This window comes from Rhodococcus sp. NPDC004095, from assembly GCF_053604015.1.
Window position 1 is genome coordinate 48,409 of sequence record NZ_JBSGGS010000020.1, and the last position, 23,821, is coordinate 72,229.

The following is a 23,821-nucleotide window of genomic DNA, read 5'->3' on the forward strand; positions in this document are numbered from 1 at the left end:
CGGGGTGGCGGACCTTCCGGGATGCCCGGCATCTCACGGCGTCGATCGAAACTTGTTGTGGCACTGCGTGTTACAGAATCCATTTCGCGACGGAGGTGAGCGCTTGGACGCGCGTCCAACGTGATGATCGCCACAACGGTTGGTTAACGGGAGGCAAACAGCAGAACGTCCCGCCGGATGTTCCGGCGGGACGTGCGGTGCCCCCTCTCGGGCTCGAACCGAGGACCTGCGGATTAAAAGTCCGTAGCTCTACCAACTGAGCTAAAGGGGCAGTGCTGCTGGAGTCTAGTGCGCGCGTAGTGAACGCGAGAACAGGACCCCCGCCAGCAGGACCGCGCCGATGGCCGCGATGGCCGCCCCGGTGCGGTGCAGGCCCGGGTCGGTGGCGCCGCCGTGCATCGTGACCTCGATGACGACCGCGGCCAGGTTGGCGCCGACGTACTGGACCGTCCGGTACATCCCGATGGCCGTTCCGACGTCCCGGGCACCGGTCGCGGCGTTGACCAGGTTCTGGTTTCCCATGTTGTTGAAGCCGTTGGGGATGCCGACGATCGCAGCGACGACCAGCATCAGCCACACCGGGGAGTTCGAGTCCTCGACCAGCGCGAGCAGCAGCCCGCCGGCCAGCAGCCCGGTCGTGCCGACGAGCAGCGTGCGGCGGGCGCCGTACCGGCCGTAGACGCGCGAGGCGGTCATCGTCGCGAACACCCCGACCCCGGCGACGGGCAGCATCATCAACCCGGCCTCGGCCGGCGAAAGCCCGCGGCCGCCCTGTAGCCACTGCGGCAGCCCGAAGAAGACGCAGTAGAACGCGGTGTAGGTGACCAGTGTGCGGGCGAGGGTGGCGCTGAGCACGCCGTTGGACGCCAGCGCCCGGACGTCGATGAACGGTGCCGCGCAGTGCGCCTCCCAGCCGACGAACGCCACCCACGCGATGGCCGACACGCCCGCGGTCCACCACCGCGGGGTCGTTGTCAGCGACAGCAGGAACAGCATCAGCGTCGACGTGCCGATCACGAACAGAACCGTCCCGGCCGGGTCGAGCGACCGCAGGACCTCGGCGGCACCGTGGCCGGCCCGGCGCGGGCCGTCGGGTGGAGCGACGGTGAGTACCCAGATCGCGCTGATCGCGACGACCGGAAGGTTGACCCACATGATCGACTGCCAGCCGAACGCCCCGACGAGCAGACCGCCGAGCGTCGGCCCGAGCGCCACCACGACCTGCGCGCAGGCCGCGAGCGTGGCGATGGCCGTCCGAGGCGCGGCGCCGTGCCGGTCGGCGTACTCGCGGACGATCGTCATGGCGGTCGGGTACTGGGTGGCGGTCCCGAGTCCGAGCAGCACCCGGGCGGCGATCAGCCAGCCCAGGCTCGGTGCAAGCGCCCCTGCGATGGCGCCGATCGCGATCAGTGCCAGGCCGGCGAGGTAGACGCGCCGCGCACCGAACAGGGCGCCGAGGCGGCCGGCGGTCGGTGCGGCGACGGCGGTCGCGATGTACAGCGCGGAGATCACCCACGCGGTGCCCGCCGTGGAGCCGAAGTGTGCGCCGATCCCGACGATCGCGACGGCGATCATCGACGAGTTCAGCGGTTGCAGAATGGTGCCGGACCCGAGACCGATGCTCAGCCGGCGGGGGACCGCGCGCTCGCGGACGTCGACGGTCGAGGTCACGAGCGTTGCTCTCCCAGTCTGCCCAGGATCCGGCCCGCGATGTACAGCAGTTCCCGCTCGGCTTCGGTGCAGTCCGCTTCCAGGGCGTCCGCGAGCCAGCGGGTGCGGCGCTCGCGGTCCGCGGCCAGGACTGCCCGGCCGTGGTCGGTGAGGCTGATCAGGCTGGCGCGCGCGTCGGTGGGGTCGGAACGGCGTGCGATCGCGCCGGCGTCCTCCAGCAGTGTCACGGTCCGCGAGATCGACTGTGGGGTGACCTGTTCGTGCGCGGCGAGGGTGGACGCCGTCATCGGTCCGCCGCGTTCGAGGTGCCCGAGGGCTTGCAGCTGGGACGGCGTGAGCATGTGCTCGGCGCGTTGCGCGCGGAGTCGGCGGAAGAAGGTGGCGATGTTCTCGCGGAGTTCGATCGCCGCGTCTCCGGTGTCGGTCATCGATCGCCTCGGTCCGTGTTGGTGTGTCCAGATCAATTCAGGTTAGCTGAATTGTTCCGAGCCAAATTCTGCCGATTTTCTGGACTGTATCGAAAGAAGTAGAAAGCAAGACTGAGTATATGCGTCGCGGGCTCGGATCGGTTCCGCCGGCACCCCGCGGGCACGGGCGAAGATGGGGTGGATCGACGATGCGGAGGGCCGATGGAGTCAACTGGGGTGCAGGTGTCGTGCGGGATTCGCAACCGTCTGTACGTCGACGGAGTGCTGTCGGGCACCGATCTGCCGCTGGACGAACTCGCCGCGCATCGCGCCGACGAGAACGCGCTGATCTGGGTGGACCTGCTCGCGCCGTCGGTTGCGGACATCGTCGCGCTGTCGCCGCTGGTCGGTGGTGAGGTCGAGTTGCATCCGCTCGCTGTCGAGGGCGCGATCTCGGGCAGGCAGCGGCCGCGGCTGGTCCGGTTTCGCGACCACAGCCTGCTGCACACCCGCGCGGTGCACTTCGACGCGACGACCGACCGCCTCACAGGCACCGACATCTCGGTCTTCATCCTGACTCGGGCTCTGATCACGATCCGCGGCGACGATCGGTTCTCGCTCGACCCGATCCTCGCCGACTGGGACGACAACCCGGACCTGACGACATACGGCGTGGGGTTCCTGCTGCACAGCGTGCTCGACAATCTGGTCGACGGCTATTTCGAGGCGATCGACGCCCTCGACGACCGGATCCAGTTACTGGAGGACGAACTGCTGCTCGGCTCGGGGCGGAAGAACGCCGTGCAGTTGCGGAGCTTCGTGTTGCGCAAGGCGGTGGCCCAGCTCGGCCGGGCGGTGCTGCCGATGAACGAGGCGTTCAGTGCCCTGTTGCGGCAGGGGGTCCACGTGCTGGACGGCAGTCTGGTGCCGTACTACCAGGACGTCTACGACCACACCCTGCGGGCGACCGAGCGGATCGACGGCTTGCGCGACACGATCGAGTCGATTCTCGCGACTCATCTTGCCATGCAAGGAAATTCGCTCAACGAGATCATGAAGAGGTTGACGGCCTGGGCGGCGATCATCGCGATTCCGACCGGCGTCACCGGCTACTTCGGGCAGAACATCCCGTTCCCCGGGTACGGCGAGCCGTCGGGCTTCTGGTTCAGCGTCGCGCTGCTTTTGGGATTGGGGCTCGGCCTGTGGTGGAACTTCCGGCGGAGGGGCTGGTTGTGACCGCCTCGGTGGTTGGGTAACTCGGGTGCGCACCCCCCTCCGGCGCACCCGAGTCACTCAAAGCGTACCACTCGGTGTGTTATCGCTCGGCCAACCCTACTGGCCGGTAAGGAGCATACCTGTTCGACCCCCGTGCGGCGATGTGTCCAATCCGCCGTGCCCGGGGTTAGTGTTGTTCGAGGTCTTCTGTGGCCTGTCGGGGCGCACTACACGACTTGCAGGTTTCGGAGGCGAGACAAGCTCACATGGCACGTCAACAGGAACGCGCGCGACGGACCCGCGCAGCGATTGTCGAGGCCGCGGCGGTCGAATTCGCTCGGCGCGGCTATGCGGCGGCATCGGTGAACACCATCCTCGAGGGCTCACACGCGACCAAGGGCGCGATGTACTTCCACTTCGAGTCGAAGGAGGATCTCGCGCGGGCGGTGTTGACCGCTGCGCTCGAGAAGTACACCGAGTCCACCGACCGCTGGAGGAGGGTCGACGCGGATCCCTTCCAGGTGCTGCGCGCGATCATCGTCGAGCTGGCCGATCGATTCGCCGCGGAGGTGATCGTCCAGGCCGAATTCCGGCTGATCATCGAGCCGGAGTTCTACTCCGACGTGCGTGCCGGAGGCAGCCAGGTGTGGGGGCACACCGCGCACGAGCTGGTGTTGCGGGCTCAGCGGGAGGGGCACCTGCGGCCGGGTGCCGACCCGGTCGTGTTCTCGCGTGTGCTCGGGGCCTGCCTGGCCGGCCAGCGCTACATGCTCGACATGTCCACCGACAGCACCGGCCTGCGGGAGCGGTTCGAGGAGGCGTTCGAGGTGCTGCTGCAGGCCATGGCGTCCGAGGAGTGGCTGGAGAACTGGCGTCGCGAAGGCTGGCAGGACCTCACCCCGCTGGCCGAGGCGGCTGCCGAGAGTGTCGAAAACGAGCCGAAAACCGGCGATGACCAGCCGATTTGAGTTCTGCGAAAGATGTGTCCTAAGCTATGCGAGCTCCCAACGGAACAGCCGTTGAGGGTACTTGCCGGAGAGATTCGGCGGGCCCCCTTCGTCTAGCGGCCTAGGACGCCGCCCTTTCAAGGCGGTAGCGCGGGTTCGAATCCCGTAGGGGGTACGGATTTTGGAAGTAGCGGGTTCGCCTGCTAGGTTTCAAACCGAGCAAGACCGAGAGCCACAAGCCAGTGGTTCTCAAGAAAAAAGAGGTACAGCAAGGCCCTGTGGCGCAGTTGGTTAGCGCGCCGCCCTGTCACGGCGGAGGTCGCGGGTTCGAGTCCCGTCAGGGTCGCTTCACAAGCGATGGCATTCGGTTCGGGTGCCGCCCGGCCAGGTAGCTCAGTTGGTACGAGCGTCCGCCTGAAAAGCGGAAGGTCGCCGGTTCGATCCCGGCCCTGGCCACGAGGTCATGAAAACGGCCACCAGGTCATGAAACTCCCAACTCGTTTCGAGTTGGGAGTTTTCTGCATTTCGGGGTTCCGCCGCACCCATCGGTTTATGCGCATAGAAGTCTTTGACAATGATTTTCATGAGCGGCGAAGCTGTTGGCATGACGAAGACACTCCACACCCTCGCCTCGGTGACGGTGCTCACAGCCGTGTTGTCGGGATGCTCCGCCGCCGCCGACGAATCCGGACCCGTGTCGGCCACCGCCACGTCGGCACCCGCCGAGCAGCCCTCGCCGCAGCCGCGACTGGCACTTTCCTACGAGGGCGGGGTGATGGTGGTCGACGCGACCACCCTGCGGGTCGTCGACACCCTGCCCGTCGACGGGTTCACCCGCCTCAATCCCGCCGGAGACGGCCGGCACGTGCTGGTCACGGCCGGGTCGCAGTTCCGGGTGCTCGACACCGGAACCTGGTCCCAGACGCACGGTGACCACGCCCACCACCGCACCGCCGCGCCCGGGGTCGCGGACTGGGCGTTCGACGCGGACGAGCCGGGGCACGTCGTCCGCCACGCCGGGCGCACCACCCTGTTCGCGGACGGGTCGGGCGAGGTCGTGTCCTTCGATCCCGCCGACCTCGCCGCGGGCAGGCCGGACGTCGACGAGTACTCGGTCCCCATCCCGCACCACGGGGTCGCGGTCACCCTCCCCGACGGTGGGCTGATCACCACGATCGGCGACGACAAGGCCCGCACCGGCATCGTCGTGCTCGACCGCGACCGCCGCGAGATCGCGCGCAACGAGCAGTGCCCGGGCGTGCACGGGGAGGCGGCGGCCGCCGACGAGACGTTCGTGTTCGGCTGCCAGGACGGCATCCTCGTCGTCCGGGACGGTGTGATCACCAAGGTGCAGAGCCCGGACGCGTACGGACGCATCGGAAATCAGTCCGGCAGCGAGGCCTCGCCGATCGTGCTGGGGGACTACAAGACCGACCCGGATGCCGAGCTGGAACGGCCGCAGCGGGTGATGCTCGTCGACACCGTGGCACATCGAATGACGCCGGTCGATCTCGGGGCCAGCTACAGCTTCCGGTCGCTCGGCCGCGGGCCGGACGGCGAGGGCGTGGTGCTCGGCACCGACGGGGCCCTGCACGTGATCGACCCCGAGTCCGGCGCGGTGAGCCGCCGGATTGCGGTGGTCGACCCGTGGACGGAACCGGAGCGCTGGCAGGATCCGCGGCCGACCCTGTTCGTCGAGGGCGCGACCGCTTACGTCACCGACCCGGCCCGCAACGCGCTCACCGCGGTGAACCTGCACACCGGCGAGGCCGTCGCGACGACGGAGCTGCCCGAGACGCCGAACGAGATGACCGGCGTCACCGGCTGACGGCACGACCGGGCCCCCGGCTGAAGATCGAACCGGGGGCCCGGCGAGCACCTGCCGATCAGGCGAGGTCGAACCGATCGAGGTTCATCACCTTCGTCCACGCCGCGACGAAGTCCGTCACGAACTTCTGCTTTGCGTCGTCGGCGGCGTACACCTCGGCGAGCGCCCGCAGCTGCGAGTTCGAGCCGAAGATGAGATCGACAGCGGTAGCGGTCCACTTCGCCTCTCCGGTGGCACGATCGCGACCCTCGTACACGTTCTCCCCGGACTCCGCAGCCGACCACTCCGTTCCCATGTCGAGGAGATTGACGAAGAAGTCGTTGCTCAACGCCCCGGGCCGGTCGGTCAACACGCCGTGCTTGGTGTCGCCGTGGTTGACGCCGATGCCGCGCAGACCACCGACGAGCACCGTCGCCTCGGGGGCAGTCAGGTTCAGCATGTAGGCCCGATCGAGCAGCAACCGCTCCAGCGGGGCCTTCTCCCCGGTCCGGGCGTAGTTGCGGAATCCGTCCGCCCTGGGTTCCAGCACCGCGAACGACTCCACGTCGGTCTCGTCCTGGGAGGCGTCGGTCCGGCCCGGAGTGAAGGGGACCGTGATGTCGAACCCGGCGTCCTTGGCTGCCTTCTCGACGCCCGCGGATCCGGCCAGCACGATCACGTCGGCCAGTGACACCTTCTTGCCGCCGGAGGCCGAGCCGTTGAAGTCCTGCGCAATCCGCTCGAGTACGGGCAGTACGTCGGCGAGCCCGGCCGGGTTGTTGACCTCCCAGTCCTTCTGCGGCGCGAGGCGGATCCGCGCACCGTTGGCCCCGCCGCGCTTGTCGGTGCCTCGGAAACTGGCCGCCGCGGCCCAGGCGGTCCCGACCAGTTGCGCGACCGACAGGCCGGACTGCAGCACCTTGCCCTTCAGGTCCGCGATGTCCTTGTCGTCGATCAGCGGGTGGTCGACGGCGGGAACCGGGTCCTGCCACAGCTGGGGCTCCGGAACCCAGGGGCCGAGGTAGCGGGTGACCGGTCCCATGTCGCGGTGCAGCAGCTTGTACCAGGCCTTGGCGAATTCCACGGCCAGCTCTTCGGGATGATCCAGCCAACGTCGGGTGATCTCCCCGTAGATCGGGTCCACCCGCAGCGTGATGTCGGTGACCAACATCGTGGGGGCGCGTCCCGGACCGCCGAACGGATCGGGGATCGTGCCCGCGCCGGCACCGTCCTTCGCCACGTACTGCCAGGCTCCGGCCGGGCTCTTGGTCAGCTCCCACTCGTAGCCGTAGAGCGTTTCGAGGAAGGTGTTGTCCCACTTGGTCGGGGTCGGCGTCCACACCACCTCGATGCCGCTGGTGATCGCGTCCTTGCCCACGCCGGTGCCGTAGGCGCTCTTCCAGCCGAGTCCCTGCTGCTCGAGAGGCGCGGCCTCCGGTTCCGGTCCGACGAGGGCGGCGTCACCGGCGCCGTGTGTCTTGCCGAAGCTGTGGCCGCCGACGATCAGCGCGGCGGTCTCGACGTCGTTCATCGCCATTCGACCGAAGGTCTCGCGGACGTCCTTGCCTGCGGCGAGCGCATCGGGTTTCCCGTTCGGCCCCTCCGGATTGACGTAGATCAACCCCATCTGAACTGCGCCAAGGGGATTGTCGAGGTCGCGTTCGCCGCTGTATCGCTCGTCGCCGAGCCACGTGTCCTCCGGCCCCCAGTAGATTTCCTCCGGTTCCCAGATGTCCTCCCGGCCGAAGCCGAAGCCGAAGGTCTCGAAGCCCATCGACTCCAGCGCGCAGTTGCCGGCGAAGACCAGCAGGTCGGCCCACGAGATCTTCTGGCCGTACTTCTGTTTGACCGGCCACAGCAGCCGACGAGCCTTGTCCAGGCTCGCGTTGTCGGGCCAGCTGTTGAGTGGGGCGAAGCGTTGGGCGCCCTGGCCGCCGCCACCGCGGCCGTCCGCGATGCGGTAGGTGCCCGCGGCGTGCCAGCTCATCCGGATGAAGAGCGGTCCGTAGTGTCCGTAGTCGGCGGGCCACCAGTCCTGGGAGGTGGTCATCACCTCGAAGACGTCACGTTTGAGTGCGTCGACGTCGAGGCCGGCGAATGCCTCGGTGTAGTCGAAGTTCTCACCGAGGGGATTGGCGCCGGGCGTCTGTCGGTCGAGGACGCGCAGGTCGAGTTGGTTCGGCCACCAGTCCCGGTTCGTCTGCGGTCGATGCGCCTGGGGGGTGGGAGACGCGATCGCCGGATTCTCGCTATCGCTGCGATCGGCGCGGGGTTCCTCAGCGATGGGCTTGGTTTCTTCGGACACGGCATTCCTTCCGGGAGGGGGTGAATCGACGTGTGCTCAGGTGTGCGGTCTCGACGAGAACGAACCTTCGAGAAGCGTGTCCGCATAGGCCGGGTGTACCGGGGCCGCCTCCATCGCCGCGACCCGTGGAGGGGCCGTCCGTGGACCTGCGTCACGCAGCGGTGCTGCGTGGTCCGGCATCGAGGACACATAGTCAATATGGCACTTTTCTGGAATCAGTCAACACTTTGACGGGCCACGAATTGGTCGTGTCATCGGCGGAAAGCGCCGCGGCCCCCGGCTCGAATAGAGCCGGGGGCCGCGGGAGTTCACCGGCGGGGTCTCGCCGGATGGAGCGTCAGATCGAGGCGGTCCAGCTGTCCGGACCGAACACCTCGTAGTGGATCGACGCCGCCGGCACCTGCCGCTCGAGGAGCGATTCCCGCACCGCGAGCATGAACGGCATGGGGCCGCACAGGTACACCTGGGTGCCGTCGGCGATGTCCACCGACGCCAGGTCGGCCAGCCCGAGGTGGAGGTTGGCGTCCTGTTCGCGCTGCCCGAGGTCCTCGTACCAGCGGTGCATGGTGGCGAACGGGATCCGCTGCACGAGCTCGGTGAGCTCCGCCCGGTGGGCGTGCCGGCTGGGGGAGCGGTCCGCGTGCAGGACCGAGACCTGCCGTTCGTCGGCGGTGGTCGCGAGGTGGTGGAGGATGCCGATCATCGGAGTGCACCCGATGCCGGCGGAGACCAGCAGCAGCGGGGCGTCGCTCTCCTCGAGCACCAGGTCGCCGAAGGGCAGCGAGACCTGCAGGACGTCGCCTTCGAAGACGTTGTCGTACAGGAAGTTCGAGACCTCTCCTGCCGGCGAGGTGGCGGTCGCCGCGACCGCCTTGACGCTGATCTGCCAGTCGTCCGCGGTGGGAGATCCGACCAGGCTGTACTGCCGGATCTGGCGGGCTCCGTCCGGGAGTGTGACGCCGACCGAGATGTACTGGCCGGGAAGGTAGTCCGGCAGTGGGTGGCCGTCGGCCCGGCTCAGGACGAACGAGGCGGTGTCGGCGGACTGCAGGACCCGCCGGCTCACCACGACCTCCTGCCAGACATCCCCGTCTTCCACCCCGGCATCGGTGTAGAGGCCGTGTTCCATCGCGATCAGGGTGTCGGCCATGAGCCAGTAGAGCTCGTCCCAGGCCGCGGCGACCTCGGGGGTGACGGCGGCGCCGAGCACCTCCACGATCGCCTCGAAGAGGTACTTGTGCACGATCTGGTACTGGTCGGCGGTGATGCCGAGCGAAGCGTGCTTGTTCGCGATGCGCGACATGATCAGGTCGGTGCTCGCGGCGTCGTCGCCGACCTGCATCGCGGCGAAGGCGGCGATCGAACCGGCCAGCGCCTTCTGTTGCTGGCCCTGCTGCTGGTTGCCGCGGTTGAACAGGTCGCGTTCGAGCTCCGGGTGGGCCGCGAACATCTTCTTGTAGAAGAGCGGGGTGATGTCCTCGATGGCTGCCCCGACGACGGGAAGGGTGGCTCGGATGACTTCGGTGGACGCTGCGGAGAGGCTCATGACCTGACGGTATTAATCTTGCATTTGAGATGCAAGATAGTGTGACGCAGTCCACTACGGCATGTAGTAGTCGATGACGGTACTGGTCAGCGCCACGCGGCGAGGCGTCGGCGGCTGGTGAAGGTGCGGGGGCGTCCGCTCAGGGGGTCGGTGAAGGTCAGCGACCGGGCGAGCAGTTGGAGCGGGTTCGAGTAGTCGTCCGGGGCGATGTCGTGCAGCGTCGGATAGAAGTTGTCCCCGACGATCGGGATGCCGAGCGAGTTCAGGTGCACCCGCAACTGGTGCATCTTCCCCGTGTGTGGCAGCAGCCGGTACCGGGCCAACTCGCCGCGGGACTCGATCAGCTCGACCCGGGTCTCCGCATTCGGTTCGCCGGGTACCTCGACGCACCGGAGCTCGCCGTCCGGCTTGACGATGCGGCTGCGGACGGTCCGGGGGAGGGCGAGGCCCGGATCGAACCCGGCGATCGCCTCGTACTCCTTGCGAATCTGCCGGTGCGCGAACAACTCCTGATAGGCGCGGCGCACCCGTGGACGGACCGTGAACACCAGTACTCCCGCGGTCGCCCGGTCCAGTCGGTGCACGGGCGTCAGGTCCGGCAGGTCGAGGTCGCGGCGCAGCCGGACCAGCGCCGACTCCACCACGTGCCGGCCACGGGGTGTGCTGGCGAGGAAATGTGGCTTGTCGACGACGAGGAGATCCTCGTCGCGGTGCAGGATCTCCACCTCGAACGGCACCCGCGGCTCGACGGGTGGGTCTCGGTACAGGTACACGAAAGTGTGTGCCCGATAAGGAGTTTCGCAGGTGATCGGGGTCCCGTGCTCGTCGACGACCTCGGCGGCGTCGACCTTCTCCCGCAGTCGGGTCGTGTCGTCCGGGAACCGGCCGAGGAGGTAGTCGAGCACCGTCGGCCAGGCGCCGTCGGCGGGCAGCCGCAACCGCGTCGGGTTGAGGCCGTCGCGCACGGGCAGTGGAGCGGAGGACACGTGAGAACCGTATGCGGCTCCGCCACCCTTGCGTGAATTTCTCCCCAGAGGGCCCCACCCGACCGGGGTGAAACATGCACGGATCGGAGGCATTGACGGTGTAACCGGTCACCGCTACCCTCCGGTAGGTTTGTGGCGCCGGTCACCTGGCTGGGTGGGCCGGGTCGCCTTCCTGACACGAGGGGGTTGTCGGTTGCGCGTGCGTACGAGGTTCCGATGGGGGTCGTTGATCACCGTCCTCGCGGTGGGGGTGGGCATGGCGGTGAGCCCCGCCGTCGCCGCCGCGGATCCGTCCGGTGGCACCGCCGGTCAGCGGTGGCAGGCCACCGCTGACGAGGCGCCGCAGTATCCCGGGATCGCGATCGAGTGGGACGTGCCGATCACGATGAGCGACGGCACCGTGCTGCGGGCCAACGTCTATCGCCCCGCGGACGCGCAGGGACGCGCCGTCGACGAGAAGCTGCCGGCGATCCTGAACGTCACCCCGTACACCAAGCTCGTGAGCGCAGTCTCCGACGCGGGCCTGTCGCTTCCCGGGGTGGACGCCACGCTGGTGCCCTTCCTGAACCAGCTCAACCTGACCGGTACCCCGCTCGACGGGCTTCCGGAGCTGACCGGGCTCGTCGCGAGCGGCGGCATGAAGGCCTTCGGCGTCAACCGGCCCCTGGTGCAGAGCGGGTACACGCAGGTCGTCGTCGACGCCCGCGGCACCGGATTCTCCCAGGGCGTATGGGACGTGCTCGGGCCGCGCGAGCAGCAGGACAGCGTGGAGATCATCGACTGGGCGAGCAGGCAGCCGTGGTCCAACGGTGCGGTCGGGATGGGTGGGGTCTCGTACTCCGGTATCAACTCCGTCCAGGCCGCCGGACACCGGCCGCAGGCACTGCAGGCGATCTTTCCCGTGGAACCGGGCAACGATCTCCTTCGCGACATCGTCGGTACCGGCGGCGGGCTCGGCGTCGGTTTCATGCCGCTGTGGCTGACTCTGGTGAACGGAACGAAGCTCATACCCAACGCCCAGGACATCCTGCGCGGCACCATCGATCAGAAGTGGCTCGCCGATCGCCTCGCCGACCCTGCCGTCAAGATCCCCGAGCTCGTGCAGGCGGTGACGGCGCCGACCGTCGACGAGGTCACCCCGTCCACCCTCGACGTCGCGCAGGACGGGCCGTTCTATCAGCAGCGGCTGGCCGACCTGGACAACATCACCGTGCCGACGATGGTGTTCGGTGGCTGGCACGACATCTTCGCCAACAGTGAGCCGCGGATCTACAACGGCATCAACCTGCCGCCCGGCCGCAAGCAGCTCGTCATGGGCGACACCTATCACCTGAACCCCGGCCAGGGCTTCGGCACCGCCGGTGCGCCGCCCCGGATCGACGTCCTCGAGCGGGCCTGGTTCGACAAGTGGCTCAAGGGGATCGACAACGGCATCGACGAGTACGGCCCGGTGACTCTGTGGCAGCAGGGCGGCGGCTGGACCACCACCGACCAGTTCCCCCGTGCGGGATCGGAGTACCAGCGCCTGTATCTGTCGGCGGCACCCAGCGGAACCGCAGGGCACAGCGTGCACGACGGCAGCCTGGTCGCGCAGGCGCCCGGTGACAGCACCCGGCTCACGGTCGCGCCCGGCGTGCGTGGTTTCTGCTCGCGGGACTCCGCGCAGGGAACCGCCGGAGTCACCGTGATCCTGGGCAGCGTGTGCAGCAAGGACTCCCGGATCCAGGAGGGCGACGGTCTGACCTTCACCGGCGCGCCGGTCACCGAACCGACCGCGATCTCCGGCCCGATCAACGTGCACCTCAACACCGTTCACGACGCGCCGGACGGATTCTGGGCGGTGACCGTCAACGACGTCGCGCCCGACGGCACCTCGACCGTTGTCACCAGCGGTGCCCTCACGTCGTCGCTGCGTGCGGTGGACGACGCGAAGTCCGGGAAGGCGCCGAATGGCGACTACACCGACACCCGTCATCACCTGACCCTGGCGCAGCGGCAGCCGACGGTGCCGGGGCAGCCCACGGTCCTCGACGTGAACATGGTGCCCACCGATGCGGTGCTCGCGACGGGGCATCGGCTGCGCGTGGACGTGTACGCACTCAGCGTGCCTCGGTACCTGCCGCTCGGTCCGATGCGCGCCGACGGCGGGCTCCTCCCGCAGCACCTGCAGTTGGACCCGGCGCAGCCGAGCTTCGTGACCTTCCCGACCCTTGGTGTTGAACACTAAATCCTCTGCACCGGAGTTCCTTTCGTTTCGGTTCTGTGATCGGGCGATTTGCGGTACCGTCCTCCGGCAAAGCCGGTGCCGACGGGCGGCAACGGCCACACGAAATGGAGACGGGTATGGCCCTGGGTTTCATCGCCGACGAGACCACCGACGAGACCGGGGGCGGCGGTTCGTCCCTCACCACGATCATCGACCTGCTCAACTGGATCGCAAGCATGACCCAGGCCGGTGGGGTCACCGCCCCCCAGATCCCCGTGTAGACGGGCTGAGGGAAGTCGATCGTCGCAGGGGCGCGGAGTGATCCGCGCCCCTACCGTCGCTTGTTGGACGGCTTCCGCGTCAGTCCAGGTCGGTCAGCCGCACCGAGCGTCGCTCGGCCGCTGAGATCCGAATCGCATCCAGGACAGCCTGCCCGGCCACTCCGTCCTCGAAGGTGGCCGGTCGCGGCTCGCCCGCGCCGACCGGCTCGCCGAGGATGCGGCGCCGGAAGGCGTCCGCGAGCCTGGTGTACGGCGCGCGGTCGATCCCGGAGGCGTGCAGCCAGTCGTACGTGGTGGAGAACAGGTCGAACGGCGGCGGTACCGGCGCCCCGGACACCAGGTCGTCCGGCATCGGTACTTCGTGGTCGCCGCTCGCGTCGGCGCGGCGGACCCGGTCCCCGTCGAGCCACAGCGTTCCGGCGGTTCCCGCGACCCGGGTCGTCATCATCATCGGTCCCCAGGCGCCGACGGTGCTCTGCAGTACCCCGTCCACACCGGTGACCGTCCGGAAGTGGACCGTGAACGAGTCCTCGGCGGTCTGTCCGCGATCGGCCACGACCGGAAGCCCTGCGCTGACGGTGTCGAATTCGCCGAGCGTGCAGCGGATCTGGTCGATCATGTGGGTGCCCTGCGCCCCGAGCCACCCGCCGCCGGAGGCTCCGTCCGTCCACCAGTCCGGCGCCTCGGCGCCGTCGGCGGCGAACATCGGTAGGTGCAGCAGCAGGGTGGCCAGTTTGGGCGTGCCGATCACCCCTGCCGCGATCTGCCGGGCCAGTAGCGCCTGGGGCGGCGCGTACCTGAACTCGGTGCCCACCTGGTGCACCACGCCCGCGCGTTCCGCCGCGTCGAGCATCTTGCGTGCCTGCGACAGGTCCGCGGCGAACGGCTTCTCGCAGACCACGTGCAGGCCGTGGCCGACCGCCTCGATCACCAGGTCGGCATGGGTGTGTGGGGGAGTGGCGACGGTGACGGCGTCGATCTCGGTCAGCGACAGCGCCTCCTCGAGCGAGGTGGCCGCATGCGGAATGCCGAACCGCTCCGCCCGCGCGGCGGTGCGCTCCCGATCGCGGCCGATCAGGACGCGGACCTCGAAGCCTGCGTCGCGGAAGGCGGGAACGTGGGTGATGCAGCCGAATCCGGTGCCGATGACGGCGAGTCCGAGTGATCGACCAGGGCTGAGCGGTCCGGTTGTCCGGCTGTCTTGGGCGTCGGTCATGCGAGGGGACGATAGCCGCTTCGTATCCCGCTCGGAGGAACTTCCCGTCTCCCGGGACGGGGCACCGACGTAGGCTGGCGACATGGGGAAATGGACCACTCGCGACATCGCCGACCAGACCGGCCGCACGTTCGTGGTGACCGGTGCGAACAGTGGGCTCGGGGCGGAGGCGGCGACGGCGCTCGGTGCTGCCGGTGCGACCGTGATCCTGGCCTGCCGCAGCGTGGACAAGGCCGCCCCGGTGGCCGCACGCATCGGCTCCAACGCGCAGGTCAGACGCCTGGACCTCGCCGATCTCGCGTCGGTGCGCGAGTTCGCGGACGGCGTCGAGCAGGTCGACGTGCTGATCAACAACGCCGGCATCATGGCGGTGCCGAAGTCCACCACCGTCGACGGCTTCGAGTCGCAGTTCGGCACCAACCACCTCGGACACTTCGCCCTGACCGGACTGCTCCTGGACCGGATCGCCGACCGGGTGGTGACCATGTCGAGTCTCATGCACCGGATGGGCGCGATCAACCTCGACGACCCGAACTGGCGGCGCCGCCGCTACAACCGGTGGGCGGCGTACGGACAGTCGAAACTGGCGAATCTGATGTTCGCCTACGAACTCGACCGTCGGCTGACGGCGTCGGGATCGAAGGTGAAATCGCTTGCCGCGCATCCCGGGTACGCGGTGACCGGGCTGCAGAGTCACACCAAGTCGTTCTGGGACCGGTTGATGGTCGTCGGAAACCTGTTCGGGCAGAGCGCCGCGATGGGTGCCCTGCCCGAGTTGTACGCGGCGACCGACGAGTCGGTGACCTCCGGCAGTTACGTCGGCCCGAACGGTCCGTTCGAGCAGCGCGGGTACCCGAAGGTCGTGGGTTCGTCCGGCCGGTCCCACGACCGGGCCGTCGCGGCGTCGCTGTGGGGCGAGTCGGAACGGTTGACCGGCGTCACCTACCGGTTCGAAAAGTAAGAGGAGCAAAGTGATTCGTCGTCTGAACCATGCCGTCCTGTTCGTCTCCGATCTGCAGCGCAGCCTAGCGTTCTACCGCGACGTCCTGGGCTTCCGTCCGCTGCCGGGCGGGTTCGCCGGGGCGGCGTTTCTGCAGGCCTCGGATTCGGCCAACGACCACGACCTCGGGCTGTTCCAGAGCCCGAACGGCCCCGGGGTGCGCCGGCCGGGCGACGTCGGTCTCTACCACCTGGCGTGGGAGGTGGGCACTCTGGCCGAACTCCGGACGATGGCCGAAAAGCTCGGTGCCGCAGGTGCACTGACCGGGGCGAGCAACCACGGCTCGACGAAGGCGCTGTACGCGAGCGATCCCGACGGCATCGAGTTCGAGGTGTGCTGGCTCGTTCCCGACGACCGGATCGAGGAGGAACTGGTACCGGGGATGCCGCCGACCCGGCCGCTGGACTTCGCCGCCGAGATCGATCGCTACGGAGCCGACACCCTCGGCGGACCGCGCGAAGACCCGGCCGTGTGGCAGCGAATCTTCGCGGGCCGCTGAGGGCCGACGGGCTCAGTCCTCCGTGACGAGGACGGTGACGTCGATGTTCCCGCGGGTGGCGTTCGAGTACGGGCACACCTGGTGTGCCTTGTCGGCGAGCTCCTGTGCCTGATCGCGCGACAGGTGCGGCAGCGACACCTCGAGGGTCACCGCGAGTCCGAAGCCGCCGCCCTCGATCTGGCCGATGTCGACGCGGGCGCCGACCGCGGAGTCGGTGACGTCGGCGCCGGCCTGGCGGGCCACCATCCGCAGTGCGGAGTGGTAGCAGGCCGCGTAGCCGATCGCGAACAGCTGTTCCGGGTTGGTGCCCTCGCCGCTGCCGCCCATCTCGACCGGGATCGCGAGGGTCAGGTCGAGGCGCCCGTCGGAGCTGCGGCCCTGGCCGTTGCGGCCGTCGCCGGTGACGAGGGCTTCGGCGGTGTAGATGGCTTCCATTCGATTCTCCTTGCGGTGTCGGGTTATTCGGGTGAAACGTTCGGTTGCGCCGCTTCGCGCAGAGCGGCGGTGAGGCGCTCGAGGGTCGACCGCAGCGCGATGGCCTCCTCGGCCGGCAGCCCGATGCATCCGGCGAGGTGCCGGGGTATGCCCAGTGCGCGTCCGCGCAGCGCCCGCCCGGCGTCGGTGAGCTGGATCTGGACGCGACGTTCGTCCTCCGGCAGCCGGCGCCGCTCGATCAGATCGAGCGTCTCCATCCGCTTGAGCAGCGGGGAGAGGGTGCCGGTGTCGAGGTCGAGTGCGTCGCCGATCTCGCGCACGCCGCGCCCGTCGCGCTCCCAGAGCACGAGCAGCACCAGGTACTGCGGGTAGGTGATGCCGAGTTCGTCGAGCAGCGGGCGGTAGACCGCGGTGGTGGCCCGCGACGCCGCGTACAACGCGAAGCACAGCTGATTGTCGAGGGCGAGTTCGTCGGTCACCCGCACAAAGGTAGTGCACATTTTGATTGTGCACAACCTATCTGCGCGAGGGCATCGGTCTCCGTAGGGGCGAGGACCGCCACTCCCCGGGCAACGGGCGACTCGGCCCGCCCCTGACGTGGGACGGGCCGAGTCGCGCAAATGCCTCAGACCGTGGTCGGCTTCCAGGTCGACACGGCCCAGATCACCACGATGTCGAGAGCGATGATCAGGATCGACCACCACGGGTAGTAGGGAATCCAGAGGAAGTTCGCGATGATCGAGATCGCGGCGACCACGATCGCCGATACCCGCGCCCACCCAGCGCCCGTGAACAGTGCGAAGCCGACCCCTGCGACGATCACACCGAGCACGATGTGGATCCAACCCCAGGTGGTCAGGTCGAACTTGTAGACGTAGTCGATGCCCACCACGAACACTTCGTTCTCGGCGACCGCGGCGATCCCCTGGAAGAACTGGACGATGCCGACGGTCACCATGATGATGGCCGCTCCGAGCGACGTCCCCGCCGCCCAGCCCTGCTTCGTTGACATAGTTTCGGACATGACCGTCCCCTTCCGTAGGACTGATCGATCCTGAGCGCGGGCGGGCGCCCGACGCTCCCATTGTCGGCGACAGTTCGCCAATCCGCCTGTTGGCGAGTCCGGTTCGTGTCCTGACCAAGGTCACGCCCAGGGGACACGCCTGTCCCACCACGGCAGGGTGGCGGGTGCCTCGACTTCGACCGTCGCGTCCCGGTACCGCTCGTCGAGGCGGGTCACCGCCGCGCGGAGACGATGGGCGCGGCGGCCGTCGCGTCGCATGAGGCTCTCCAACCGGTCCCGGGGACCGTCGCCGAGGAGTCGGGCGTCGCACGCGGGGCAATCGGTGAGTTCGCCGCTGATGACGGTCCTGGCGGCGATCGCGTTGTCGATCACCGGTCCCCGTCGCGGGCCGCGTGCGACGGAGCGTTCGACCGACTCCACGGTTTGACGCCATTGCGCCAGGTAGCGGATCGCCGCGCCGTCCTGACGCGCGGCGCGCGTGCGGTGCCGGTTCACCGGCGGGGAAGGGACGCGGCCCTTTCGTCGAGAGGCGCACGTACTGCGCGCGTGGGGGTGTCGGTAACGCTGTTGCGGTGGCAGCCCGCATCGTCCGGGATGCGGCGTGCGCGTTCGGAGTTCATTGTTCAGCCCCGCACACTCGGCAAGGTCCGAGCGTCGACGCGCTCGGGTGCGGGGTCACCGTGACGGGCAGCGTAACAGGCTCGCCGGAGAGTGATGTGGTGTGGCTACCGGCGGCGAACCCGGTGTTTGCGAAGCCTAACGACCAGTGACAACCGCACATCCGGGAGAGCAGGATGAACGCACCTGCCTTTCAGGGGTTGTCGCCCATGGAGATGGGGATCCAGCAGGCGGCGGCCCGAGTCCACCAAGGTTTTTCACCACCCCAAGGGGATCTGTCCACTTTCCGGTAGGGGAGGTCGAGAGATGCGTCGTCTGGTCATGTGCTGCGACGGCACCTGGAACACGCCGGGCCAGTTGGCACCTTCGAATGTGCGCCGCTTCTACAGCGCCCTGGTGGATACCGCGACGGACGGGGAGGCCGCGACCGACGGGCACGAGCAGTTGACGCAGTACCAGCCCGGGGTGGGGACCACCGGTGGTGGCCTGTTCGGCTGGCTGCTGGGGGGAGCCGCCGGAGTCGGGCTGTCGAGCGACGTGATGGACGCCTACCACTGGCTGACCACCACGTACCGGCCCGGGGACACCATCGCGTTGTTCGGTTTCAGCCGCGGCGCGTTCACCGCGCGCAGCCTCGCCGGGATGATCGCGGCGTGCGGGCTGATCGACACCACCTGCCTGGACGAGGCCGCGACCTGGCGTCAGATCCGGCACGCCTATCTGCGGCGGTATCGGCGCGGACGAGACGCCGATCCGAGCTGGAGTGACGGTCTCCGCTTCACCTACAACTTCGAGCACCCGGATCGGATCCCGGTGGACTTCGTCGGGGTGTGGGACACCGTCGGAGCGCTGGGTGTCCCGGACACGCTCGGGTGGACCAACCTGCTCGACCCGCCGACCCGGTACGCCTTCCACGACGTCAAGTTCAACCGCCATGTGCGGCACGGACGCCACGCGGTGGCGATGGACGAGCTGCGGGCACCGTTCACACCGACGTTGTGGTCCGATCTGGGGCCGGGCCAGGACGTGAAGCAGGTGTGGTTCCCGGGCAGCCACATGGATGTCGGTGGCGGGCACCCGCAGACGGGGCTGAGTGATGGTGCGCTGCAATGGATGATCGACGAGTCACACGAGGCGATCGAGCTCGCGTTCCGCGGTGCGGTCGAAAAACAGATCGAACCCGACCCGCTCGGCATGCTGCACGACGACAACCAAGGTATCTACGGCCTGCTCGAGCCGCTGTACGAGCCCGTCCTGCGCCCGCTGATCGAGCCGTTCGTGCAGCCGCGGCCCCGCGCCGTCCCCAAGATCGACGCGAGCGAGAGAAGCCCCTCGGTGCACGAGTCGGTGTACGACCGTCAGGATGAACCACCGATCACCAGCGGCCCGTACCGGACCACCCGGACCCTCGCGCCCGGTGAGTCCGCCACGGTTGGCGTATCCGCCCGCGATCCGTGGAACTGGACCGGCCTCTACCTCGACGCCGGCGACTACGCCTTCGCCGCCACCGGCGAATGGACGGACCAGAACGTCGCGTCCGGCCCGGCCGGCACGACCGGTTGGGCGCGGTTCCATCCCCGGGAGGCCCTCCGCCTGGCCGGCACCGTGCTCGGTCAGGGCGAGCGGTTGTTCCGGCGCGTGACCGGGAACCCACAGGCCGACTTCCTGCTGGCCCGCCGGGACGAAGACCAGCCGTGGATGTCGCTGATCGGCGTCGTCGCCAACGACGCGATCGCCCTCAAGGGTGCGCAGGCCCTGCACGAGCGCATCGCCATCGGTGCGGGAACCAACCACCGCGTGTGCCGCTCCGGATATCTGTACGCCTTCGCCAACGACGCGTGGGGCTTCTACGGGAACAACAGGGGCAGTGTGCACCTCACGGTGACCAGGACGCGGTGACGGCGGCGGTCGCGCGGGGCGACCGAAACAACGGCCGGCGCGACCGTATCTACCCTTTGAATGGCAGTGGTCAGCCGAGCGCCTGCAGGCGGCCCTGCTTCCGGGCCTGCGCCAGTCCGCGCCGTGCCAGGAACCCGTTGGCCAACAGGATGATCGTCTTGTTTGCCGGTGCCCGGAATCCGGACTCGGTGTGCGGTGCGTACACCGCCCCGTCGTCGGTGACCTCGATCCAGCCGGTGTTCTGGCGGGATTCGAGGCCGATGAGCTGGGCTCGGTAGGAATGCGCGAGCAAGCCGGCGCGGCGGCCGCCGTGAGGAACCCAGGTGGGCACCCGCAGGTGCACACCCGCGGAATCCGCCGACATCACTTCGACCGGGGCGACGGCGGGATATCCGTCTCCCTGCCGGTACGCGAGCAGCACGTGCGGCAGCGCCGCTGCACGAGCGCAGGTCCGTGCGGCATCCACTCGTGGGCCGGTGCCCTTCTTGGGTGGGGTCTGGGGTTCGGCGGGACGGTCGGGCAGCGGCTCACCGAATACCTCCGGTTCGCCCGCCGCGCGTAGGTCTGGCCAGGAGACGACCCGGGACGCCGTCACCGTCACCAGTACCCGATCCTCGTAATAGGCGTGTAGCCAGCGACTCCAGAACCAGCCCCGTCGCGGTGAGCCCAGGTACGGTTCCGAACGCCGGCCGATGTCCTCGACGGTGGTGCGGTCGGGGTGGACGTCGAAGTTCGCCTCGCCCTGGACGAGCACGAACCGTCGATTGCTGGTGTCGCCGAGGCCGTGTTCGCGTGCGTGGTAGGCCAGCGCGACCCGGGGATTGTCCCTGATGCGTTCGAGTTTGCGGCCGAAGCCGAGGGAGGTGGTGAAACTGACGCTGCCGCGTTCGCGGTCGCGCGGGCCGAACGGCGAGACGCTCGCCACGACCGCACTCCCCGTCGGGGTCAGGCAGGCGAGACCGCAGGTGAGATCGCCGCCGAGGATGTCGTCGACGCCGTCCGACCAGGTGACCGGCATGATGCGAGCCTACCCGCCCCGATCGGCAGCGGAGCGGTGCGCAGCTGTTGGGAAGGATTTGCCCCGTACGGTGGAGCGATCCTTCCCAATCGACCGCGTTCGCTGTGTGGGCCTGGACGCGGGTAGTGGTTGGCGTGAGTTTCCTTCCAGTACCGGTGACTTCGCAGGGGATGGGATGGTGGAGTTGGTGCCGGCGAGCAGAGGTCACCCCTGGAGTATTCGGCGGGACAGGAAGTCGATCTGGTCGCGCAGGACGGTCGTCTGCCAGGGATCGCTGTACACGTCGAAGTGGTCCACGGGATAATTCCGCAGTTCGCTCGGAGCGGTCGCCTTGCGCGCGGCCCGCTCGGCAGCAGGTGACGAGACGACCGTGTCGAGGTCGCCGACCTGAATCAGTAGTGGCACAGCAATCTTGCGGACACTCAGCACCGGGCGGTTGAACGCGACGTCGAGGGTGCAACGGGCGCGCACCTCGTTGCGCCACGACGGACCCACCACCGCGAGAAACTCCTCCAGCGCACCGTCTTTGGCGATCACGGCCGACGATCCGGCCGGTCCCACCGCGGGAAGCATGTGCGGGCGTCGACCGACGCGGTCGCGCAGGCCGGCCCAGGTGAGTGCGAGAATCTTGCGGATCCCCTCCGACTTGACGACCATGCCGAGCACCGGCACTCCGTCGACCGCGGGTGTGAGCGAGAGGACCGCGGCGATCCGCTGGTCGTGCGCGGCGACGTCCAGCACGTGTCCACCGGAGTACGACGTACCCCACAGGACGATCCGGTCGGGGTCGACCCCGGCCAGTCGCCGGGCGGCAGCGACCGCGGCACGGTAATCGGCCCGCTGGCCGCGGTAGTCGACGTGCTGGCGCATCTCACCATCGGACCCGCCGAACCCGCGATAGTCGAAGAGCAGTACGTCGAGGCCGACCGCGGCGAACCCCTCGGCATAACCCTCGAGGCCGGCATCCCGTGTGCAGCTGAAGCCGTGGGCCATCACGACACACGGGCGACCGGCCTCGGTTTCGAACGCCGCGCCTTGCCCGGTGTAATGCCATGCGGCACAGGTGGTGCCCGCGCTGCGGAAGGTGACGTCGGTGCGGCTCATGCGACACTCCCCGCCGCGGTCAGCCGCACGCGGTCGGCGCTGCGCCCGAATTCCAGGGTGCCGTCGTCGATCGGACCCGCGAGGCGTTCGAGGTCGAAACCGTAGTGGCTCTTGAAACTCCACGGCCCGTCCTTGACCTGGCGAGGGAAGGCGGTGATGCTTCGGTTCACGTAGTTGGCCTTGAGATCGTCGATCATCGGCTCTCGCTCGGCGTCGGCGTCGTCGAGCCGAGGTACGACGGTGTCGAATCCTCGAGCGTCCATCAGCTCGAGCAGCCGTGCGAGGTAGTCGCTGGCGAGGTCGATCTTGAGGGTCCACGAGTTGTTGGTGTAGCCGAATCCGAAGAAGAAGTTCGGTACGCCACTGAGCATCACCGACTTGTGGGCGACGGTATCGGACCAGTCGAGAGGCTCGCCGTCCACCTCGACCGCGATGCCACCGAAGGGCAGCAACTTCAGGCCGGTGGCAGCGACCACGATGTCGGCGGCCAGGAACTGACCCGACGTCAGTTCGATGCCCTCCGGGACGAACCGCTCGATCGTGTCGGTGGCGATCGTGGCGCGTCCGCGCTTGATGGCCCCGTAGAGGTCGGCGTCGGGGACGAAGCACATCCGCTGTTCCCACGGGTTGTAGGAGGGATTCAGATGGGTGTCGACGTCGAAGCCGCTCGGCAGGAACGCCTTGTTGATCTGCCGGACCAGCTTCCGCATGAGACGCGGATAGCGTCGGCTGAGACTGACCACCGTGCGCAGTCGCTGGATGTTGGCCTTGCGGGTCAGCTCGAAAGCGGTGGTGGTGGGCAGGAAGCGCCGCAGCAGATCGAAAACCACGTCCTTGGCCGGGAGCGGCAGGATGTAGCTGGGCGAGCGCTGCAGCATGGTGACGAACTCGGCCTTCTCCGCCAAGGCGGGCAGCAGGGTCACGGCCGTGGCGCCGCTGCCGATCACCACCACGCGCTTGCCCGTGTAGTCCAGGTCCTCGGGCCACTGCTGTGCGTGGACCAGTGTTCCGGCGAAGTCCGGCTCGCCCTCCCACGTCGGGCGGTGGCCGCCGGCGTGATCGAAATACCCTGTGCCGGAAACGATCCACCGCGCTCGTAGCGTATCCACCTCTCCGGTGGCGACGTCGCGCAGCGTCACCGTCCACTGCGACTCCGTCGACGACCAGGCCAGTGATTCGACCCGGGTGCCCAGGCGCAGTCGGTCGGCGAGGCCGAACTCGTCGACCGTCTCGACGAGATACTCCTTGATCTCGGCGCCCGGCGCGATCGCCTTCTCCTTGGTCCACGGCTTGTACTGGTAGCCGTAGGTGATCAGGTCGGAGTCCGACCGGATGCCGGGATAGCGGAACAGGTGCCAGGTGCCTCCGACTTCCTCGTGGGCGTCGACGATCAGCACGGACTTCTCGGGCTTCTCAACTTTCAGGCGCGACGCGAATCCGAGTCCGGTGAGGCCGGCGCCGACGACGAGCAGATCAACCTCGGGGGCGCCCGAGGGGTGCGCATGGGCTTCCACGGTGCGAGTGGGGACGGGTCGCGTTGTCTTCGTCACGACAACTCCTATCTGGTCGATGTGTCCATCGTCACGTGATGTAGGTCACCAGACAACGGCGATGTGCACAGAAATTTGAGAATGAAT

General features: G+C 68.3%; 21 protein-coding genes and 4 tRNA genes. 11 read left to right on the top strand and 14 right to left on the bottom strand.

The window, feature by feature from the left end; genetic code table 11:
* Positions 1-198: 198 nt before the first annotated feature.
* The 3 genes from ACWEPG_RS26295 to ACWEPG_RS26305 form a co-directional block, all read right to left on the bottom strand.
* Positions 199-271 (bottom strand) — tRNA-Lys (locus tag ACWEPG_RS26295).
* A gap of 14 nt (positions 272-285) precedes the next feature.
* Complete coding sequence (locus ACWEPG_RS26300; protein ID WP_452595715.1) at positions 286-1,671, bottom strand: MFS transporter; 1,386 nt, start codon at positions 1,669-1,671, stop codon at positions 286-288.
* Positions 1,668-2,099, bottom strand: coding sequence for a MarR family winged helix-turn-helix transcriptional regulator (locus ACWEPG_RS26305; RefSeq protein ID WP_450115098.1), 432 nt, complete (start codon positions 2,097-2,099; stop codon positions 1,668-1,670). The genes ACWEPG_RS26300 and ACWEPG_RS26305 overlap by 4 nt, the downstream gene beginning before the upstream one ends.
* A 201-nt stretch (positions 2,100-2,300) precedes the next feature.
* Here ACWEPG_RS26305 and ACWEPG_RS26310 point away from each other — a divergent pair, with 201 nt between their 5' ends.
* From ACWEPG_RS26310 to aztD, 6 genes are all read left to right on the top strand, one after another.
* On the top strand, positions 2,301-3,314 hold the full coding sequence (locus ACWEPG_RS26310; RefSeq protein ID WP_450115097.1) for a magnesium transporter CorA family protein: 1,014 nt from the start codon (positions 2,301-2,303) through the stop codon (positions 3,312-3,314).
* A 245-nt stretch (positions 3,315-3,559) separates the two neighbouring features.
* Positions 3,560-4,261: a ScbR family autoregulator-binding transcription factor gene (locus tag ACWEPG_RS26315; RefSeq protein WP_450115096.1), complete on the top strand. Its 702-nt coding sequence runs from the start codon at positions 3,560-3,562 to the stop codon at positions 4,259-4,261.
* 81 nt (positions 4,262-4,342) lie between these two features.
* Positions 4,343-4,415 (top strand) — tRNA-Glu (locus ACWEPG_RS26320).
* A gap of 97 nt (positions 4,416-4,512) precedes the next feature.
* Positions 4,513-4,586: transfer RNA gene (locus ACWEPG_RS26325), tRNA-Asp, on the top strand.
* Positions 4,587-4,622: 36 nt separating this feature from the next.
* A tRNA-Phe gene (locus tag ACWEPG_RS26330) sits at positions 4,623-4,696 on the top strand.
* Between the two features lie 148 nt (positions 4,697-4,844).
* Positions 4,845-6,068 (top strand): zinc metallochaperone AztD, encoded by a 1,224-nt coding sequence (gene aztD, locus ACWEPG_RS26335; RefSeq protein ID WP_452595716.1) that lies wholly within the window; start codon positions 4,845-4,847, stop codon positions 6,066-6,068.
* A 58-nt stretch (positions 6,069-6,126) separates the two neighbouring features.
* Here aztD and katG read toward each other — a convergent pair whose 3' ends face one another.
* The 3 genes from katG to ACWEPG_RS26350 form a co-directional block, all read right to left on the bottom strand.
* A complete protein-coding gene (katG, locus tag ACWEPG_RS26340; protein WP_452595717.1) occupies positions 6,127-8,352 on the bottom strand; it encodes a catalase/peroxidase HPI in 2,226 nt (741 codons plus the stop codon).
* Between the two features lie 337 nt (positions 8,353-8,689).
* Positions 8,690-9,898, bottom strand: coding sequence for a globin domain-containing protein (locus ACWEPG_RS26345; protein ID WP_452595718.1), 1,209 nt, complete (start codon positions 9,896-9,898; stop codon positions 8,690-8,692).
* Positions 9,899-9,984: 86 nt separating this feature from the next.
* Complete coding sequence (locus ACWEPG_RS26350; protein WP_452595719.1) at positions 9,985-10,884, bottom strand: RluA family pseudouridine synthase; 900 nt, start codon at positions 10,882-10,884, stop codon at positions 9,985-9,987.
* A gap of 256 nt (positions 10,885-11,140) precedes the next feature.
* Between ACWEPG_RS26350 and ACWEPG_RS26355 the strand changes: the two genes are divergently transcribed.
* Both ACWEPG_RS26355 and ACWEPG_RS26360 read left to right on the top strand, forming a co-directional pair.
* The gene (locus tag ACWEPG_RS26355; RefSeq protein WP_452595737.1) at positions 11,141-13,111 is read left to right on the top strand and encodes a CocE/NonD family hydrolase; all 1,971 of its coding nucleotides are present in this window, start codon (positions 11,141-11,143) and stop codon (positions 13,109-13,111) included.
* Between the two features lie 116 nt (positions 13,112-13,227).
* A complete protein-coding gene (locus tag ACWEPG_RS26360; protein WP_450115091.1) occupies positions 13,228-13,371 on the top strand; it encodes a hypothetical protein in 144 nt (47 codons plus the stop codon).
* A gap of 79 nt (positions 13,372-13,450) precedes the next feature.
* Here the strand turns inward: ACWEPG_RS26360 and ACWEPG_RS26365 are convergent, their stop codons facing one another.
* Complete coding sequence (locus ACWEPG_RS26365; protein ID WP_450133025.1) at positions 13,451-14,587, bottom strand: Gfo/Idh/MocA family protein; 1,137 nt, start codon at positions 14,585-14,587, stop codon at positions 13,451-13,453.
* Between the two features lie 82 nt (positions 14,588-14,669).
* Here ACWEPG_RS26365 and ACWEPG_RS26370 point away from each other — a divergent pair, with 82 nt between their 5' ends.
* Both ACWEPG_RS26370 and ACWEPG_RS26375 read left to right on the top strand, forming a co-directional pair.
* Complete coding sequence (locus tag ACWEPG_RS26370) at positions 14,670-15,548, top strand: oxidoreductase (protein ID WP_452595720.1); 879 nt, start codon at positions 14,670-14,672, stop codon at positions 15,546-15,548.
* Positions 15,549-15,561: 13 nt separating this feature from the next.
* The gene (locus ACWEPG_RS26375; protein ID WP_450115168.1) at positions 15,562-16,086 is read left to right on the top strand and encodes a VOC family protein; all 525 of its coding nucleotides are present in this window, start codon (positions 15,562-15,564) and stop codon (positions 16,084-16,086) included.
* Positions 16,087-16,098: 12 nt separating this feature from the next.
* Here the strand turns inward: ACWEPG_RS26375 and ACWEPG_RS26380 are convergent, their stop codons facing one another.
* The 4 genes from ACWEPG_RS26380 to ACWEPG_RS26395 all read right to left on the bottom strand — a co-directional run bounded on the left by ACWEPG_RS26380 (position 16,099) and on the right by ACWEPG_RS26395 (position 18,040).
* Positions 16,099-16,521 (bottom strand): organic hydroperoxide resistance protein, encoded by a 423-nt coding sequence (locus ACWEPG_RS26380; protein ID WP_452595721.1) that lies wholly within the window; start codon positions 16,519-16,521, stop codon positions 16,099-16,101.
* A gap of 23 nt (positions 16,522-16,544) precedes the next feature.
* Positions 16,545-17,021 carry a MarR family winged helix-turn-helix transcriptional regulator gene (locus tag ACWEPG_RS26385; RefSeq protein ID WP_452595722.1) on the bottom strand — a complete coding sequence of 159 codons (477 nt, stop codon included), beginning with the start codon at positions 17,019-17,021 and terminating at the stop codon, positions 16,545-16,547.
* A 125-nt stretch (positions 17,022-17,146) separates the two neighbouring features.
* Positions 17,147-17,545: a DUF7144 family membrane protein gene (locus ACWEPG_RS26390; protein ID WP_450115086.1), complete on the bottom strand. Its 399-nt coding sequence runs from the start codon at positions 17,543-17,545 to the stop codon at positions 17,147-17,149.
* 120 nt (positions 17,546-17,665) lie between these two features.
* Positions 17,666-18,040, bottom strand: a complete 375-nt coding sequence (locus ACWEPG_RS26395; protein WP_452595723.1) for a hypothetical protein — start codon at positions 18,038-18,040, stop codon at positions 17,666-17,668.
* A gap of 429 nt (positions 18,041-18,469) precedes the next feature.
* Here ACWEPG_RS26395 and ACWEPG_RS26400 point away from each other — a divergent pair, with 429 nt between their 5' ends.
* Entirely contained in the window at positions 18,470-20,062 is a 1,593-nt protein-coding gene (locus ACWEPG_RS26400) for a DUF2235 domain-containing protein (protein WP_452595724.1), read from the top strand.
* 70 nt (positions 20,063-20,132) lie between these two features.
* Here the strand turns inward: ACWEPG_RS26400 and ACWEPG_RS26405 are convergent, their stop codons facing one another.
* From ACWEPG_RS26405 to ACWEPG_RS26415, 3 genes are all read right to left on the bottom strand, one after another.
* The gene (locus ACWEPG_RS26405) at positions 20,133-21,080 is read right to left on the bottom strand and encodes a hypothetical protein (RefSeq protein WP_452595725.1); all 948 of its coding nucleotides are present in this window, start codon (positions 21,078-21,080) and stop codon (positions 20,133-20,135) included.
* A 204-nt stretch (positions 21,081-21,284) separates the two neighbouring features.
* Positions 21,285-22,184, bottom strand: coding sequence for an alpha/beta hydrolase (locus ACWEPG_RS26410; RefSeq protein WP_452595726.1), 900 nt, complete (start codon positions 22,182-22,184; stop codon positions 21,285-21,287).
* Complete coding sequence (locus tag ACWEPG_RS26415) at positions 22,181-23,734, bottom strand: flavin-containing monooxygenase (RefSeq protein ID WP_452595727.1); 1,554 nt, start codon at positions 23,732-23,734, stop codon at positions 22,181-22,183. Before ACWEPG_RS26415 ends, ACWEPG_RS26410 begins: the two co-directional genes overlap by 4 nt.
* Positions 23,735-23,821 lie beyond the last annotated feature (87 nt).